This window comes from Agarivorans sp. TSD2052 (assembly GCF_023238625.1).
Lineage (GTDB): Bacteria > Pseudomonadota > Gammaproteobacteria > Enterobacterales > Celerinatantimonadaceae > Agarivorans.
Genome location: NZ_CP096670.1, coordinates 442,204 through 457,919 on the forward strand (window position 1 = coordinate 442,204; position 15,716 = coordinate 457,919).

Annotated in this window: 15 protein-coding genes; 9 read left to right on the forward strand and 6 right to left on the reverse strand. The window is 46.0% G+C overall.

Annotated elements, in window-relative coordinates; all coding sequences use genetic code 11:
- The first annotated feature begins 66 nt into the window (after window positions 1-66).
- Window positions 67-300 (forward strand): YkgJ family cysteine cluster protein, encoded by a 234-nt coding sequence (locus M0C34_RS02060; protein ID WP_248714011.1) that lies wholly within the window; start codon window positions 67-69, stop codon window positions 298-300.
- Between the two features lie 29 nt (window positions 301-329).
- On the opposite strand, the gene M0C34_RS02065 is transcribed toward M0C34_RS02060, so the two are convergent.
- The 3 genes from M0C34_RS02065 to gpmM are packed head-to-tail and all read right to left on the reverse strand — an operon-like array spanning window position 330 to window position 3,836.
- Window positions 330-1,121 (reverse strand): divergent polysaccharide deacetylase family protein, encoded by a 792-nt coding sequence (locus tag M0C34_RS02065; RefSeq protein ID WP_248714012.1) that lies wholly within the window; start codon window positions 1,119-1,121, stop codon window positions 330-332.
- The gene (locus M0C34_RS02070) at window positions 1,109-2,296 is read right to left on the reverse strand and encodes a murein hydrolase activator EnvC family protein (RefSeq protein ID WP_248714013.1); all 1,188 of its coding nucleotides are present in this window, start codon (window positions 2,294-2,296) and stop codon (window positions 1,109-1,111) included. Before M0C34_RS02070 ends, M0C34_RS02065 begins: the two co-directional genes overlap by 13 nt.
- A gap of 7 nt (window positions 2,297-2,303) precedes the next feature.
- Window positions 2,304-3,836 carry a 2,3-bisphosphoglycerate-independent phosphoglycerate mutase gene (gpmM, locus tag M0C34_RS02075; RefSeq protein ID WP_248714014.1) on the reverse strand — a complete coding sequence of 511 codons (1,533 nt, stop codon included), beginning with the start codon at window positions 3,834-3,836 and terminating at the stop codon, window positions 2,304-2,306.
- A 254-nt stretch (window positions 3,837-4,090) separates the two neighbouring features.
- Between gpmM and M0C34_RS02080 the strand changes: the two genes are divergently transcribed.
- The 4 genes from M0C34_RS02080 (at window position 4,091) to M0C34_RS02095 (ending at window position 7,140) form a co-directional block, all read left to right on the forward strand.
- Window positions 4,091-4,519: a rhodanese-like domain-containing protein gene (locus M0C34_RS02080; protein WP_248714015.1), complete on the forward strand. Its 429-nt coding sequence runs from the start codon at window positions 4,091-4,093 to the stop codon at window positions 4,517-4,519.
- A gap of 72 nt (window positions 4,520-4,591) precedes the next feature.
- Window positions 4,592-5,068, forward strand: coding sequence for a protein-export chaperone SecB (gene secB / locus M0C34_RS02085; RefSeq protein ID WP_248714016.1), 477 nt, complete (start codon window positions 4,592-4,594; stop codon window positions 5,066-5,068).
- The gene (gene gpsA, locus M0C34_RS02090; protein ID WP_248714017.1) at window positions 5,068-6,075 is read left to right on the forward strand and encodes an NAD(P)H-dependent glycerol-3-phosphate dehydrogenase; all 1,008 of its coding nucleotides are present in this window, start codon (window positions 5,068-5,070) and stop codon (window positions 6,073-6,075) included. The genes secB and gpsA overlap by 1 nt, the downstream gene beginning before the upstream one ends.
- Before the next feature lie 177 nt (window positions 6,076-6,252).
- Window positions 6,253-7,140 (forward strand): hypothetical protein, encoded by an 888-nt coding sequence (locus M0C34_RS02095; RefSeq protein WP_248714018.1) that lies wholly within the window; start codon window positions 6,253-6,255, stop codon window positions 7,138-7,140.
- Window positions 7,141-7,198: 58 nt separating this feature from the next.
- Here the strand turns inward: M0C34_RS02095 and nfuA are convergent, their stop codons facing one another.
- Together nfuA and M0C34_RS02105 are read right to left on the reverse strand one after the other, a co-directional pair.
- Window positions 7,199-7,777 carry a Fe-S biogenesis protein NfuA gene (gene nfuA / locus M0C34_RS02100; protein ID WP_248714019.1) on the reverse strand — a complete coding sequence of 193 codons (579 nt, stop codon included), beginning with the start codon at window positions 7,775-7,777 and terminating at the stop codon, window positions 7,199-7,201.
- 34 nt (window positions 7,778-7,811) lie between these two features.
- Complete coding sequence (locus M0C34_RS02105; RefSeq protein ID WP_248714020.1) at window positions 7,812-8,549, reverse strand: ComF family protein; 738 nt, start codon at window positions 8,547-8,549, stop codon at window positions 7,812-7,814.
- Between the two features lie 33 nt (window positions 8,550-8,582).
- Here M0C34_RS02105 and bioH point away from each other — a divergent pair, with 33 nt between their 5' ends.
- The 3 genes from bioH (at window position 8,583) to M0C34_RS02120 (ending at window position 10,570) form a co-directional block, all read left to right on the forward strand.
- Complete coding sequence (gene bioH, locus M0C34_RS02110; RefSeq protein WP_248714021.1) at window positions 8,583-9,356, forward strand: pimeloyl-ACP methyl ester esterase BioH; 774 nt, start codon at window positions 8,583-8,585, stop codon at window positions 9,354-9,356.
- Window positions 9,357-9,420: 64 nt separating this feature from the next.
- Entirely contained in the window at window positions 9,421-9,654 is a 234-nt protein-coding gene (locus M0C34_RS02115) for a hypothetical protein (protein ID WP_248714022.1), read from the forward strand.
- 1 nt (window position 9,655) lies between these two features.
- Window positions 9,656-10,570 carry a putative metalloprotease CJM1_0395 family protein gene (locus M0C34_RS02120; RefSeq protein ID WP_248714023.1) on the forward strand — a complete coding sequence of 305 codons (915 nt, stop codon included), beginning with the start codon at window positions 9,656-9,658 and terminating at the stop codon, window positions 10,568-10,570.
- Window positions 10,571-10,636: 66 nt separating this feature from the next.
- Here the strand turns inward: M0C34_RS02120 and M0C34_RS02125 are convergent, their stop codons facing one another.
- On the reverse strand, window positions 10,637-12,940 hold the full coding sequence (locus M0C34_RS02125) for a Tex family protein (RefSeq protein WP_248714024.1): 2,304 nt from the start codon (window positions 12,938-12,940) through the stop codon (window positions 10,637-10,639).
- Between the two features lie 271 nt (window positions 12,941-13,211).
- Between M0C34_RS02125 and M0C34_RS02130 the strand changes: the two genes are divergently transcribed.
- On the forward strand, window positions 13,212-15,536 hold the full coding sequence (locus tag M0C34_RS02130) for a glycoside hydrolase family 9 protein (protein WP_248714025.1): 2,325 nt from the start codon (window positions 13,212-13,214) through the stop codon (window positions 15,534-15,536).
- Window positions 15,537-15,716 lie beyond the last annotated feature (180 nt).

Consider the following 15,716-nt stretch of genomic DNA (forward strand, 5'->3'; position numbering starts at 1 on the left):
GCTTATCCATTCTGTAAGTGCTTAATCTGTTAGACTACTCCTCTTTAGCATCTACAGAGAATAGACATGCAGTGTAGACTCGGCTGCGGCGCTTGCTGTATTGCGCCCTCTATCACATCGTTAAATAAGCCAGCCGGTGAGCGTTGTCAGCATTTAGATGCTGACAACTTATGTAAAATATTTGCTCAGCCAGAACGCCCCAAGGTATGCAGTGACTTTAAAGCCGCGCATTGGGTATGTGGCGATACTCAACAGCAAGCCTTAGCCAATTTGATTGCCTTAGAGAACGATACCAACTAACTCGCCAATGTTATGCGGCTTAGTGCTGGCTACAACGCCTTGTTGTTTTGTGGCTCAAGTATTGGCGTCGTCGCTCCAACTAACTGAATGTCAGGCGTAGCGGGCTGCGGGCTGGGGAAGGCAGAGGCCAGTCGCTGTTGTAAACCGACTAACGTGACATCTTCGGGCAAGGCTAGTTGTTGTAACAGGGCTACCGAATTTGCACGGGGGTGGGCTATCAATACGGCGTGGCCGTATTTACGGCTAAGTTTAATGGCTTGTAACCATTGTCTTTGAATCGCGGCAGGCTCGTCGTGATGGTCTAAAAATACATGGCGGCGTAACACTGGCACACGGTAGGCTTTAGCCACATCTTCAGCAATGCTTGCCAAATGGGTTCGGCTATCAACAAAGAACAGCTGCTTATTTGCTAATACTTGCATTAACCAATGCATTTCAGTGGGAAGTTGAGTTAATTGGCTACCCATATGGTTATTCAGGCCGCTTGCTTCGGGGTAATCGTTTATCGCTGACGCTACGCGTTGCTTAAACTGAGGCTCTGCTAAGTTGTCTGTTAAGCCATAAGGGCCTAAGGCTAAATTGCCACTGCCTTGCATTGGCAGGTGAAGCATTATTTCTCGTTGTTGTTGCTCGGCTTGAGCAGCAATCTGTTTAGCATAGGGGCTAGATGGAAGCACTGATAAGGTGATGCTTGGGTCTAGCTGCAGGAGTTGTAAATCGGCATAACTATTCCCTACATCATCAATAATTATACTTAATTGGCTGGCTAATGCCTGGGTGCAGGCCAAAAGCAAAAATAACCCGTTAACTATTTTAACCATTTACGCGGATCTTGAGTTTTACCCTGATGACGAATTTGAAAAAACAACGCGTTGGTGCTTTGTCCACCCGTATTACCGGCATAAGCGATGGTTTGCCCAGCGCTTACTCGTTGGCCAAGCTCGGCATTAAGGCTCTGATTGTACCCATAAAAGCTGAGGTATTGCTCACCATGATCAATGGCGACGACTAAGCCGTAGCCACGCAACCAATCAGCAAATACCACATTGCCACTGGCAATGGCTTGAATGTCGGTGCCGGGGTGGGAATCAATAACAATGCCCTGCCAGCGTGTTTGCCCCTGGTTTTTGCTGTTGTAGCTATGTAGTACTTTACCTTTCAAAGGCCAAGGTAATTGGCCTTTAGCTTTTGCCAAACCCTTAAGTGGGGTTTTATCTACATTTTGTTGCAGTGCTAATTGTTGCTGTTGCTCAATCTGCTCGCTCACTAACTGCTGAAGGTGTTGCTCGTTAATTTGCAGCTGCTCAAGGCGGCTTTGCTCGGTATTATGCAAGCTATTCAACTGGCTTAATTGCTGTTTACGTTGTTGTTGCTGGCTTTGATGTTGCTGTTGTTGCTGTTGTTGTTGACTAAGCAGTTGTTCTAATTGTTGTTGGTTTTCTGCCAGTTTTTGCTTGGTTTGGCTTAGTTCTAATTGCTTGTCGTTCACCGCAATTAAGGCTTCGCTACGCGCTTTGCTTAAGTATTTGTAGTAGTGCAACATGCGCTCTAGTTTTGCGGCATCTTGTTGATTGAGTAACATCTTCAAGTAATCGCTCTGGCCAAGCCGGTAAGCACTGTTGAGCTGAGTAATAAGCGCTTGTTGTTGCTGCTGCAGTTGTTGTTGTAGCAGCTGCATTTGCGCTTCGATTTGCTGTTGTTGTTTTTTAGAGTGGGCGAGTTGATTATTCAGCTTGCGGAGTTGTTGGTTGGAATCGGCTAAGGCTAATTCGTATTGACGTAATTGCTCTTGTGCTTGATTGATATCATTTTTACGCTGCTTGAGTTGTTGCTGCTGGTGTTTTAGCTGCTGCTGGACATCAAGTAGCTGCTGTTGCTCGTCAGCAAAGGTGTTGGGGCTCAGTAATAGCAAAACGCCAGCGACGAGGCTGGCGTTTAACAGGCGAGTAAAGGACTGAATAAGGCCTTTACTCGAATGTGAAATGGGCTTTTTCATTAAGCCATTATTTCAAATTCATCAATGGCTTGCCAGTCATTTCTGCTGGAGTTTCCATGCCTATCAAAGTTAGCATAGTTGGGGCAATATCGCTTAGGCGACCACCTTCAACTGGCGTAGCTTCACGGCCATAGTAGATGAATGGTACTGGTAAGTTAGTATGCGCTGTGTGAATGCCGCCCGTTTCAGGGTCAACCATTTGCTCAGCGTTACCGTGGTCAGCAGTAATCAAACACTCACCGCCCACCTTGTCTAGCGCTTCAACTAAACGACCAATACTGTGATCTACCGCTTCACAAGCTTTAACCGCAGCATCGTATACGCCAGTGTGGCCTACCATGTCGCCATTTGGGTAGTTACAGATGATGACATCGTATTTACCGCTTTCAATCGCTGCAACAAACTTATCGGTTAACATTTCAGAATTCATTTCTGGTTGTAGGTCGTAAGTGGCGACTTTAGGTGATGGGATTAGCTCTCGATCTTCACCAACAAAGGCATCTTCTTTGCCGCCATTGAAGAAGAAAGTAACGTGGGCGTATTTTTCAGTTTCTGAAATGCGTAGCTGCGTTTTGTTGTGTTTTTCTAGCCATTCACCCAAGGTGTTCACTAGGTCACTAGGGCCATAAGCACAAGGGGCATCAATATCAGCGGCGTACTGAGTCAAGGTTGTAAACTCACAAGCGGGGACTTTGGCGCGCGCAAAACCGCTGAAGTCTTTTTCGACAAAACAGCGTGATATTTCACGAGCACGGTCAGCACGGAAGTTCATAAACAATACTGCGTCGCCGTCGTTAATGGTGGCAGCGGTGTCGCCCACTACTGAGGCTTTAACAAATTCGTCGTTTTCATCGCGAGCATAAGCAGCCGCTAGCGCTTCAGTTGCGTTTGCGTAGTTATAATCAGCTTTGCCTTCAGTGAGCAGTTGGTAGGCTTCTTCAACTCGCTCCCAACGGTTATCGCGGTCCATAGCATAGTAACGACCTACTAATGAAGCGATGCGGCCAGACCCTATTTCAGCGAACTTAGCATCAAACTTTTCAATAGAACCTTGCGCGCTGCGAGGTGGCGTATCACGGCCATCAAGAAAAGCGTGTAAGTAAATTTCTTTGGCGCCTTGTTTAGCGGCTAAATCAATGGCTGCAAGCATGTGGTCTTCGTGGCTGTGAACACCGCCTGGAGATAATAGCCCCATGATGTGAACGGCTTTTCCGGCGGATACTGCTTTAGTTACCGCACCAACCAACACTTCGTTGGTGAAAAAGTCGCCATCTGTAATTGATTTACCAACACGGGTGAGTTCTTGATACACAACACGGCCTGCGCCGATATTCGTGTGTCCTACTTCAGAGTTACCCATTTGGCCATCTGGCAGGCCTACATCTAGGCCTGAAGCCGAGATTAGCGTGCTGGCAGCAGTGTTCCAAAGGTTGTCTAATACTGGGGTTTTAGCGTTTGCTACAGCGTTGTCGGCGCTATCTTGACGGTAACCCCAGCCATCCATAATGACTAGTGCTAAAGGCTTTTTGCTTGCAGACATTGCAATTTCCTTAATTGGTAAATGTAAAAGTTAAAAACGAATTCGTGAAATATTACTACATTTTTGGGCTGAGTCACCTGATTGAGCGCAATTCAACCGAGATTAGTTGTTTTTTGTCACTTTTAGAGGCGGCTTTTCAATCTTAGGCTAATTTGCAGCGTTCAGTGTTTACTATAGCTGCTATTCTTGGCGCTCGGGTGTATACTCTCGCCCAAATATATCAAACCATTTGCTTAACTAGGAATACTCGAACTATGCAGCAAGTTGTCGAATTTGTCGGAAATAACCCTATCATTTCATTCGCTTGGGTTGGTTTGTTTGGTGCTGTTATCTACAGTTTCATTCAACCAATGTTGTCTAAAGTTAAATCAGTTGGCAATCATGAAGCGACGTTGTTGATTAATAAACAAGACGCAGTGATCGTGGATGTTAGAACCAATGATGAGTTTAAAAAGGGTTATATTGCGGGCGCACGTCACATTCCTTTAACTCAAATACAAGCTAATAACTTTAAGCCTATTGAAAACTTAAAGAGCAGCCCCATTATCGTAGTATGTGAAACAGGGATGCGTTCAGGCTCAGCAGCCAACGCGCTGTCTAAAGGCGGTTTTGAGAACGTGTATAACCTACGCGGTGGCATGACCGAATGGAAGTCAGCAAATTTACCGGTCACTAAGAAGTAAGATCGTGATTTAGTGGTTAGTGTTCAATTAACGATTAAACAAATTTAAATAAATGTATTAAAGGTAATTATCATGGCTGAAGCAGCAACGACAGAAGCGCCACAAGTAGAATTTTCAATTCAACGTATTTACACAAAAGATATTTCTTTTGAAACGCCGAACTCTCCTCAAGTATTCCAACAAGAGTGGAAGCCTGAAGTTAAGGTTGACCTAGACACTACCAGCAACAAGCTTGCTGATAACGTGTTTGAAGTTGTTCTTACTCTAACGGTTACCGCTAAAGTTGAAGATAAAACAGCATTCTTATGTGAAGTTCACCAAGGTGGTATTTTCACTTTAGGTAACATGCCTGAGCCACAACTTGCACATGCGATTAACGCATACTGCCCTAACATTCTTTTCCCTTATGCGCGTGAAGCCGTGTCTAACTTAGTTAACCGTGGTTCATTCCCACAAATTAACTTAGCACCGGTTAACTTTGATGCCTTGTTTGCAAACTATGTACAACAGCAAGCTGAGCAACAAAAAGAAGCAAAAGCTGACGCATAATGGTTAACTCTAAGGCAATCATGACCGTATTGGGCGCAGGCTCATACGGTACCGCATTGGCTATTGCGATTGCTCGTAATGGTCAACGTACAGTTTTGTGGGGGCATGAGTCCGAACACGTGGCTGCCCTTGAGGCCGCTCGTGAAAATAGCGACTTTTTACCCGGGGTTGCCTTTCCTGATAGCCTTGAGTTAGAAGCTGATTTAGCGACTGCTGTTGCTCAAAGCGATAATTTGCTGGTGGTTGTGCCTAGCTTTGCTTTTGCTGACGTGATGCGTCAAATAAAGCCTATGTTAACTGAGCAATCACGGGTTGCTTGGGCTACCAAGGGCTTAGAAGCGAATACCGGCCATTTGTTGTCTGAGGTCGCGACTGAGGTTCTAGGTGAACAACGTTCCTTGGCGGTTATTTCAGGTCCTACTTTTGCAAAAGAATTAGCGGCGGGCTTACCCACTGCGATATCGGCCTCATCGTCAGATGCTGACTTTGTTAGCTATTTAGCCAAGGTGATGCATTGTGAGCGTAGTTTTAGGGTGTATACCAATAATGATATTGTCGGTGTACAACTCGGTGGTGCAGTCAAAAACGTGATTGCGATCGGTGCTGGTTTAGCTGATGGCTTAGGCTTTGGTGCCAATGCTCGCACCGCACTTATTACTCGTGGCTTACGAGAAATGGAGCGGCTCGGTATTGCTTTAGGGGCCGATCCTGAGACCTTTAAAGGTATGGCTGGTTTAGGTGACTTGGTACTGACTTGTACCGATAATCAAAGCCGTAACCGTCGTTTTGGTCTAGCACTAGGGGCGGGTAAGTCTTTTGAGCAGGCTGAAGCTGAAATTGGTCAAGTGGTAGAAGGTTACCGCAATACCAAAGAGGTGTATTTGCTCGCTGAGCGCGTTGGCGTTGAAATGCCAATTGTAGAGCAAGTCTACCAAGTGTTGTATCAGGCTAAATCACCGAAACAAGCCGCGATAGATTTACTGTCTCGTTCGCAAAAAGGCGAGTAGTCGCAAATATACGGTCATATCCCACTATGACCGTATTCTTCTTTTCTAGGCCTTCTATCATACTCATTGATAGTTAATTGATGTAAAGCGTGGATGCTTACCTACTGAATTTGTTATAATTTATCCTTCGTTAAGTTAATGATTATTTACTGATAATCCCCCATGAAAGATCGATTAATGACTAAGTACTTAGCCATCCCCCTATGGATAGGATTAATTTGGCCAACTTGGCTTTGGGCGGATGAATTGCTCCAACCCGTGAGCTTACCTGTTGCTGTGCTCGCGGTACCGACAGATGTACTGCACGATTACCATCAATTTTTGTTGGATCGAAACCCATTACTGATTGATGACTTCTCTGGGCAGGGCAGCCGCAGAGATGTGGTTGAATTGGTGCTCATTCAGCAGGCCCTATTTCTAGGCGGATGGGAAGAAGGGCTTAGCTTACAGGTGTCTGATAGCTACTTAAGAACCAATAAATTGCTGGAACACGGTTCAATTGCTGCCACGGCAACAACTGTTTGGTCAAAGGATGTGGCGTCTAATCAACATTTATTGATGAGTGCTCAGATGGTGCGGGCTGGCGATTTTTTTGCCGGTCTTTATGTGCGAGCTGATCACCCAATTTTGCAATTGCAGCGCATCCCCAACCACGATGAAGTTAAACAGCTATCGCTAATTTCTAGCAAACAATGGACCGTGGATTGGCAAACCTTACAGTTATTAGATTTTGCTAAGTTACACAGTATTAGTAGTTGGTCTGGTATGTATGGCTCAGTGATAAAAGGACGAGTTGATGCTTTACTTGCTCCCTTTCAAGCAGGGCAAGATATGGCTTTGTTAGTGGAAGGAGAACGTTTATTGCCGATCCCTCATTATAAGGTGGCGTTAAACGATAGCCGGGTGTATGCGGTGAGCGCAGCGTTTCCACATGCTAAAGAAATGCTAAGGGCTTTGGATAAAGGTATTGAACACTTAAGAGGCGCAGGTCAAATAGAAAAAGCTTACCAGCAGGCTGGTTTTATTAATATGCAGGTTAGTGATTGGCGAGTAGTAAGGCCTTAAGTCAATAAAAAAGCGCCATTCTAAAATAGCGCTTAATAGGACCGTGGCTTACCCACTTCTAGTAATAAGAGTGCTCGCCTGCTTGGTGTTCTGTAATATCACGAACGCCAGTTAATTCGCCTGGAAAAGCCTCCAGCAATTGCTTCTCAATGCCTTCTTTAAGCGTTACGTCTACCATGCTACAACCATTACAGCCACCACCAAATTGTAACACTACCACTCCGTCTTCAGTTAACTCCATCACACTCACTTTTCCGCCGTGTGAGGCTAGGTTAGGATTGACCTGAGTTTCAATCGTGTATTCAACTCGCTCGATTAATGAAGCGTCATCATCGACTTTACGCATTTTTGCGTTAGGGGCTTTAAGGGTGAGTTGTGAGCCAACCTTGTCGGTAACAAAGTCAATTTCAGCTTCTTCTAAAAACGGCACGCTAGCAGCATCTACCATCGCCTTAAAACCAGAGAATGGCAGTTGAGTGTCGTCTTCCTCTACCGATTCTGGTGGGCAATAAGATACACCGCACTCTGCACTTGGGGTGCCTGGGTTTACCACAAATACGCGAATGTGGGTGCCTTCAGGCTGTTGTTCTAACAGCTTCACAAAGTGTTGCTGAGCGGTTTCTGAGATCGATACCATCTGCTTCCTCGATACCTGAGTAAAATACTAGGGTTTATTGTACGGCTTTTTTATCAGCGCGGCTAGTGTTGGCGTTCGGCGTTCTTGCCATAGCCCAAATATCCACTCTATTAGCTCCAGCATTTTTTAGCAACTTTGCTAAGGTATTGGCGGTACTACCGGTAGTGACTACATCATCTATTAGTACCCAATGAGCTGATTTTATTGTGCTTTTAGATGAGAAGCAGGCTGTTAATGCACGCTGTCGTTGGCGTCGATTCAAGCCCGCTTGACTACGGCCATAACGGGGCCGACTTAACACCTGTTCGACGGGGCGCTGAGCAAGTTTAGCCACTTGTTGGCAGAGCAAATCGCTTTGGTTAAAGCCGCGTCTCCATTGTTTAAACCAGTGCAGCGGAACCGAGCAAAAAACATCGGGTAAGCAAATTTGTTGCTGTTTGACTTGTGCCCATAGCAATTGACTCAGCGGTTTTACTAGGTGCATTTGCTTTGCATATTTATAGTTTTTAATCACTGGCTCTAACGGCCATTGATAATCACCTAAGCAAAATACACTATCAAAGTCATTTGGTTCGGTTTGGCACCGACCACACACACCTGGTTCGGCAATGTTTAAAAAACACTGTTGGCAACGGCACATTTGGTTAGCCACTAATAGTGCATAGCAGCTAGCACAGCAGGCTGCTTGTGTCTCTTTATGTTGTAGGCAAAAGCTACACTGCCTCGCATTACCAAGAGTCTGGTTTAAAGCTGAGCTAAAACTGGTTAACATTGGCGCTCCTGAATAACTAATTAGTAAGTGTAGATGAGCAAATTGCATTGTGAGCGACAAGGTGATGGTCCTGCCCTAGTGATGATCCATGGTTGGGGCTTGAATAGCGCGGTGTGGCAACCTGTGGCAGAGCTATTATCCGAGCATTTTTGCCTCTATCAGATTGATTTACCGGGCTTTGGGCATTCTGCTGCTGTAGAGCAATTGAACTTGAGTGACATGGCGAACGCGGTGGCTGCGCAAGTACCGCAGCAAGCGATTTGGCTAGGTTGGTCATTAGGTGGATTAGTGGCGATGCAAGCGGCGATAGATTTCCCTCGTCGTATTCGTGGTTTAATTAGCGTGGCTAGCTCAGCCCATTTTATCGCGAAGCAAGGCTGGCCAGGCATCGCGCCCAATGTATTAGATAGTTTTGCGGTAGGTCTAGAGCGTGATTTCAGTAAAACTCTACAGCAATTTTTAGCCATTCAAGCAATGGGCAGTAGCCATGCGAAGCAAGACATAAAACAACTACGACATTTACTGGCTGAACGGCCTTTACCTAAGCTTGCTGCATTACAGCAGGGTTTAGAGCTGCTGCAATTAACCGACTTACGCGCTGCTGCTAGCACTATTGATGTGCCGTGGTTGCAATTGTTTGGTCGCAGTGATGCCCTCGTTCCTAGGGCTGCGATGCTAGAGCACGCCGTGTTAACCCCCAGTGCGCAACAATATTGCTTTGAGTCTTCTTCACATGCGCCTTTTATTTCAGAGAAACAGTTATTTACTGAACGAGTAACAGACTTTTCTCGTTCACTAGTGGTGTAAAAGTGAACAATTTGCTAATATTAGGGCGTTTAAAGGCAAATTATTAACTCATTGTGGGGGGCATATGCAGGTTGGCGCAGCGAACAGCGGTTATCAAATCATAGCTACCGCTAATAAACAAGTGAGTGATAGTGCTCAGTCGCTGGCAGAGGTCTCTGCTGGACGAGAGCCCCAGCAAAACCAAGTGGTTGATGCTATTGTCTCCTTAAATCAAGCCGAGTTGTACGCAAAGGCTGGCGCTAAGTTAATTCAAACCGAGTCGACAATGATGGGTTCGTTATTGGATATTGAGGCCTAGCATGAATATCAATGTCTCTTTACCTAATATCATCCCCAATAGTCTCAGCCCGCCTACCGATTCAGCGCGACGCGATAATCAATTGCGTCAAGTTATTGAACAACCTAAAGAAGTGGCCACCTTTGCTAAAGAACCTGAAGTGGGCGCAGAGAAAGATCGTAGTAAACCTCAAGTTACTGCCCAATATCCGCAAGCTCAAGAACAAGCTAGGGTGCAGGAGCGGGAGGCGCATGCTCGTGAGCAAGGGGAGCAAGGCCAAGAACAACAGCAGCAACAACAAGCTAAAGATTCAGATCAGCAAGGCAAAGAGTCAAACTCAGATCAAGCTAGCGCTTCACCAAAAGGTCAACAAGAGCTCACTGACAGTGAGCAGAAGAAAGTGGATGAGCTTAGCGCTAGAGACCGTGAAGTTAGAATTCATGAAGCCCAACATCAAGCGGTTGGCGGGCAATATGCAAGTGCTGCCAAATTAGAATTAGAACGTGGCCCCGACGGCAAGCAGTATGCCGTTGGCGGCGAGGTGTCTATTAGCACCAGCGAGATCCCCGGTGACCCGCAAGCTACCATTGCTAAAATGGAACAAGTGCAACGTGCCGCTTTAGCGCCTGCCGAGCCGTCAAGTCAAGACCGACAAGTCGCTGCCCAAGCTCAGCAAAAAGCGGCTGAGGCGCAACAACAATTAAGTAGCAGCCAATTTAGCGAAGGGCAAGCAGCAGATGAGCCGCTAACTGGCGCTGAAGATGGATTAACTACAGTAGAGCAAGAGTTGGCGCAACAGCGAGATAAAGCCCAGCAGCTGCAACAACGTTTCCCCGATATAGCTCAACAAATGCAGCAACGTAATCAAAACATTGAGCAGCGCTATGCCAGCGCTGCTGCATTCCGCCCACAGTCACAGTTTAGCTTACAAGCCTAAAGTCAGCGCTGCTCGACACCTTTACCGATAAACTCACATTTAGTGTATCCATTGACCAAAAAATGGTTATTTTTTGGCTTTAGCAAAGGCATCAGCGAAGGCACTGTTTATGGGTTTGGCGCTTCCTGTATTGTTGGCCTTTGGCTTAGGGGCTGATCGCTGCTTGGTTTGGCTAGCCACTGGCTTTGACGTTTTGTTTGCCTGAACTTCATCGTCTAAGCGCATACTTAAGGCAATGCGTTTACGCTGGGGTTCAAGCTCCAACACTTTCACTTTTACAATATCACCCGCTTTTACCACCTGATGGGGGTCTTTAACAAAATGGTTGGCAAGGCAGGATATATGCACCAATCCGTCTTGGTGCACACCTACGTCAACAAAGGCACCAAAATTAGTGACGTTGGTTACTACCCCTTCTAGGCGCATCGCGGGTTTAAGATCATTGATGGTGTTTACCCCCTCTTTAAAGGTTGCGGTAGCAAATTCTGGGCGAGGGTCACGTCCTGGTTTTTTGAGTTCGGCAATGATGTCAGTAACAGTAGGTAGACCAAACTTATCATTGGTAAACTGTTTGGGGTCTAGCTTATCTAAGCGTTCGTTATTGGCGATTAGCTGACTCACTTGGCACTGACTATGTTTGGCTATCGCTTCAACCACAGGATAGGCCTCGGGATGAACCGCTGATCCATCTAGGGCATTTTTTGCATGGTTAATCCGTAAAAAACCGGCGGCTTGTTCAAAGGCTTTAGGGCCTAAACGGGCGACTTTTTTTATTGCCGTGCGCGATGTAAAAGCACCATTTTCATCGCGGTAAGTTACAATATTTTGTGCGATGGTGGTGTTGAGTCCAGCAACAAAACTCAGCAGTGGCGCGGACGCCATATTAATATCAACACCGACGGCATTCACACAATCTTCAACCACGCTATCTAGCTGCAGTGATAGCTTGCTTTGGCTTACGTCATGTTGGTATTGGCCGACACCAATGGCCTTTGGCTCAATTTTAACTAGCTCGGCAAGGGGATCCTGTAAGCGGCGAGCAATAGATACTGCGCCACGAATAGACACATCTAAATCTGGAAACTCATTGGCAGCCAGTTCTGAGGCAGAGTAAACCGAAGCTCCAGCTTCGCTAACCATGACTTTTTGAATGCCTTGCGGAGGCAACATACTAATTAGGTCTGCGGCGAGTTTATCGGTTTCACGCGAGGCGGTACCATTGCCGACACTTAGCAGTTTTACATGGTATTTAGTCACTAAGCTTGCCAATGTTGTTAGCGAACCTTGCCAATTATTACGCGGTGCATGTGGGTAAATTGTGTCGTAGGCAACGAGTTTACCAGTCGCATCAACCACCGCCACTTTTACGCCTGTACGTAAACCAGGGTCTAAACCTAGGGTGGCTTTGGGACCTGCCGGGGCGGCCATCAATAAGTCATTAAGATTGCGTGAAAACACCGAGATCGCTTCGTCATCGGCCCGCTCTCGCAGTTGGTTAAGTAATTCAGTTTCTAACTGTAGCTTGAGTTTAACCCGCCACGTCCACTGCACAACCGAGTTTACCCATTGGTCACTGGCTACACCCTTAGGTGTTAGTTGCACGTAGTCACGAACAATTTGCTCGGCCGGATGACTAAGCGCGTCTGTTTGTTCTACTTCGACACTAAGATTTAGCACGCCTTCGTTGCGCCCGCGAAGGATCGCTAGCGCGCGGTGTGATGGGATTTTACCAATGGCTTCTTGATAGTCGAAGTAGTCTTGAAACTTTTGACCGTTTATTTTCTGGCCTTCAATCACGCACGCTTTAACCTGCGCGTTGTTTAGTAAGTACTGGCGTAAACGGGCCAAGAGTGGCGCTTGCACTGCAAAGCGCTCCATTAGGATGAATTTGCAGCCATCTAATACCGCCTTGCTATCGGCAAAACCTGCCTCTAGGTTAATGAATTCTTCGGCCAGTATTTCGGGAACGGTATCGGGTTGTTGTAGCAATGCCTCGGCAAGCGGTTCTAAGCCTGCTTCTATCGCTATTTGTCCCTTGGTGCGGCGTTTAGGTTTATAAGGAAGATAAAGATCTTCTAATTCGGTTTTACTGCTGGTGGCGTTAATCGCTTGTTCAAGTTGCGGGGTGAGTTTGTCTTGCTCGGCAATTGATTTGAGAATGCTTAGTCGACGCTGCTGCATGTCACGTAAGTAGCTTAATCGTTGTTCTAAGGTTCGCAGTTGTCCATCATCCAAGCCACCGGTGGCCTCTTTGCGATAACGAGCAATAAAAGGCACTGTGGCGCCCTCATCCAAGAGTTTGATTGCAGCGCTAACCTGTTGATAACTTGCACTAATATCAGTGGCGATTTGTTGTTCTATATTTGACATGTGTTTGCTTATTCTAGGGGGCTGCGATTACAGCGTAGTATGGAACACTATGATATTCAGTTCTGTAAGCGCTGCAAGTGCAATCATCCCGCTGATAATAAACAGAGTAGTGAAAACAGTTTCACCAGACTAAATTTTTTTCATAAGTAGTTCATAGATATTCATCGTGTCACGGCTTGTGTCATGGGAATGTGAGTTTAAACCTTAATTTACGCTTCCACTCCGATTATGGTTGAGTTAAGTAAAACGTCTCATGTTCAAGGAGAGCTCAATGAGCGCCAACAAGATTAAGATATATGGTTTAGGTGCCAGTGTATTGATGTGCAGTGTTGCATTCACAGGATTCGATGCGCAAGCGGCTGACGCCAAGGAAATGCTACGAAATGGTCAGTTTAGTGAAGCCACCAATGGTTGGTGGTCTGCCGGCGGTAAGCTTGCGGCCAACGCTGGTGAGGCGTGTATCGAGATCGCTCAACCAGGTAGCAATGCTTGGGATGTGATTATTGGTCAAGCTGGTTTAGGTTTAGCCCAAGGCGAGAGCTATGCAGTGCAATTTACTGCAAGAGCGACCGAGGAAACCGGTTTTAAGGCCTTGATTCAACATGAAGGCCCTCCTTATACCCATTTCTTTCTAGAAGATATTACAATCGGTAAACAAGCGGAGCAGTTTAATTTTAGCTTTGTTCAAGAAGAGAAAAGTGATCCCAAGACCGAGTTTCAATTTCAACTTGGCGCGCAAAAAGCTGCAACAGTTTGTTTCAGCGGGGTTTCTGTCAAGGGTGTTAATTATAAGGTAGAGAAGAAAATACCTTTAGTTAGGCTTAATCAGGTAGGTTTTTTCCCTAAAGCCGAGAAATTCGCCATCATTGATAGTGACGCTCAACAACCTATTTTTTGGCAGCTTAATGACGCTAATGGAGAAGTTGTTGCTAGCGGAAAAACCCGTGTATTTGGCTTGAATAAAGCATCTGGTGAGAACGTTCATCGCGCTGATTTTAGCCACATTCAAACGCCGCAAACAGGGCTAACCTTAACGGCTAACGGTCAAACCAGCCACCCGTTCCGCATTGCTGAAGATATCTATTCTGAACTCAAACATGACGCTTTAAGTTATTTCTATCAAAACCGTAGTGGTATGGACATTAAAGCTGATTATGTGCAACGCCCTGATCTTGCTCGCCCAGCAGGTCACCCCAATGATACCGTTAGTTGTTTTGACAAAAAGGATGCTAAAGGTAACCGTTGGCCGGGTTGTGATTTCGATATGAACTTAACCGGTGGCTGGTATGATGCCGGTGACCACGGTAAGTATGTGGTAAATGGTGGAATTAGTACCTGGACGTTGATGAACCTTTATGAGCGCTCACAATTTATAGATAAGGTTCCTGAGCCTTTTGCTGACGGTAAGCAATTATTGCCTGAAATGAACAACGGAGTTAATGATTTACTGGATGAAGCTCGCTGGAATATGGAGTTTATGCTGGCGATGCAAATTCCAGAAGGTAAACGCGTTGCGGTACCAGTGGGTAATCAACAAGACAATATTGATGATCTCAAGCTTACTGAAATTGATGCATCTAACTTGGTGTTTCACAAGGTAGCCGATGAGAAGTGGACGGGCATGCCTCTGCCTCCTCATAAAGACACTATGAAGCGTTACGTTGGTCAACCAAGTACTGCAGCTACCCTCAACCTTGCTGCTACTGCAGCCCAGTGTGCTCGTATCTGGAAAGACATTGATGCTGAGTTTTCAGCGCAATGTTTAGATGCTGCGAGCCGTGCTTGGCAGGCTGCTGCCAAACACCCAGAGGTGTATGCTTATGATAACTTTACTGGCTCTGGTCCTTACGGTGACCTTGAGTTAGCCGATGAGTTTTATTGGGCTGCGGCAGAGTTATTTATTAGCACTGGTGAGCAACAATACTTGACTGCTTTAAAAGCTTCTCCGGCATTTTTGGCGGCGCCAGTTGGCGATGAAACCGCAAGTGGTGATTTATTTTGGCAGGATTTGAGTTCGGCAGGTACCCTAAGCTTAGCCTTAGTACCTAGTAAACTCGATCAAGCAACACGTGATAAAGCTCGCGCTAATATCATTGCTACAGCAGATGCATACTCTAAGCAGTTATCTCAAGAGGGTTACCATATCCCTTACACTGCTGAGCAATATCCTTGGGGTTCAAACTCAAATATTGTTAACCGCGGAATATTTCTCACTTATGCCGCTGATTACACGGGTGAGACACATTACATGCAAACGCTGGCGCATGGTATGGATTACCTGCTTGGGCGTAACCCAATGGATCAATCTTACATCACAGGTTACGGTGGTAACCCATTGAAAAACCCACATCACCGTTTTTGGGCGCACCAAGCTGATGAGAAATCACCCGTTCCAGCACCAGGCGCGTTATCGGGTGGCCCAAACTCTATTAGTTTTAGTGACCCAGTCGCTGCAACCTTAGAGGGTAATTGTATTGCTCAAACTTGTTTTGCCGACGAGATTGGAGCATGGACATTAAACGAGATTACCATTAACTGGAATGCGCCGTTGGTATGGGTAACAAGCGCTTTAGATGAAAAAGCGTTAACGAAATAGCGACACGGTTGTTGTAAAAAGTAGGTCGGCTTATGTCGGCCTTTACTATTTGCACCACAAAAAAGCTACTCAGATAAGGGCTTTGCTATTCGAATATGTGATCTGCTACGGCGTTCTCATGCATAATTTTACTCAAAGCAAGTTCTTAGCTAAGTAGCAGTATATAGTTGAGCAAAGGGG

Bases quoted from the DNA above. Each gene is read 5' to 3' on its own strand.
- M0C34_RS02060 (WP_248714011.1), top strand. From the start codon at position 67: ATGCAGTGTAGACTCGGCTGCGGCGCTTGCTGTATTGCGCCCTCTATC.
- M0C34_RS02065 (WP_248714012.1), bottom strand. From the start codon at position 1,121: ATGGTTAAAATAGTTAACGGGTTATTTTTGCTTTTGGCCTGCACCCAG.
- M0C34_RS02070 (WP_248714013.1), bottom strand. From the start codon at position 2,296: ATGAAAAAGCCCATTTCACATTCGAGTAAAGGCCTTATTCAGTCCTTT.
- gpmM (WP_248714014.1), bottom strand. From the start codon at position 3,836: ATGTCTGCAAGCAAAAAGCCTTTAGCACTAGTCATTATGGATGGCTGG.
- M0C34_RS02080 (WP_248714015.1), top strand. From the start codon at position 4,091: ATGCAGCAAGTTGTCGAATTTGTCGGAAATAACCCTATCATTTCATTC.
- secB (WP_248714016.1), top strand. From the start codon at position 4,592: ATGGCTGAAGCAGCAACGACAGAAGCGCCACAAGTAGAATTTTCAATT.
- gpsA (WP_248714017.1), top strand. From the start codon at position 5,068: ATGGTTAACTCTAAGGCAATCATGACCGTATTGGGCGCAGGCTCATAC.
- M0C34_RS02095 (WP_248714018.1), top strand. From the start codon at position 6,253: ATGACTAAGTACTTAGCCATCCCCCTATGGATAGGATTAATTTGGCCA.
- nfuA (WP_248714019.1), bottom strand. From the start codon at position 7,777: ATGGTATCGATCTCAGAAACCGCTCAGCAACACTTTGTGAAGCTGTTA.
- M0C34_RS02105 (WP_248714020.1), bottom strand. From the start codon at position 8,549: ATGTTAACCAGTTTTAGCTCAGCTTTAAACCAGACTCTTGGTAATGCG.
- bioH (WP_248714021.1), top strand. From the start codon at position 8,583: ATGAGCAAATTGCATTGTGAGCGACAAGGTGATGGTCCTGCCCTAGTG.
- M0C34_RS02115 (WP_248714022.1), top strand. From the start codon at position 9,421: ATGCAGGTTGGCGCAGCGAACAGCGGTTATCAAATCATAGCTACCGCT.
- M0C34_RS02120 (WP_248714023.1), top strand. From the start codon at position 9,656: ATGAATATCAATGTCTCTTTACCTAATATCATCCCCAATAGTCTCAGC.
- M0C34_RS02125 (WP_248714024.1), bottom strand. From the start codon at position 12,940: ATGTCAAATATAGAACAACAAATCGCCACTGATATTAGTGCAAGTTAT.
- M0C34_RS02130 (WP_248714025.1), top strand. From the start codon at position 13,212: ATGAGCGCCAACAAGATTAAGATATATGGTTTAGGTGCCAGTGTATTG.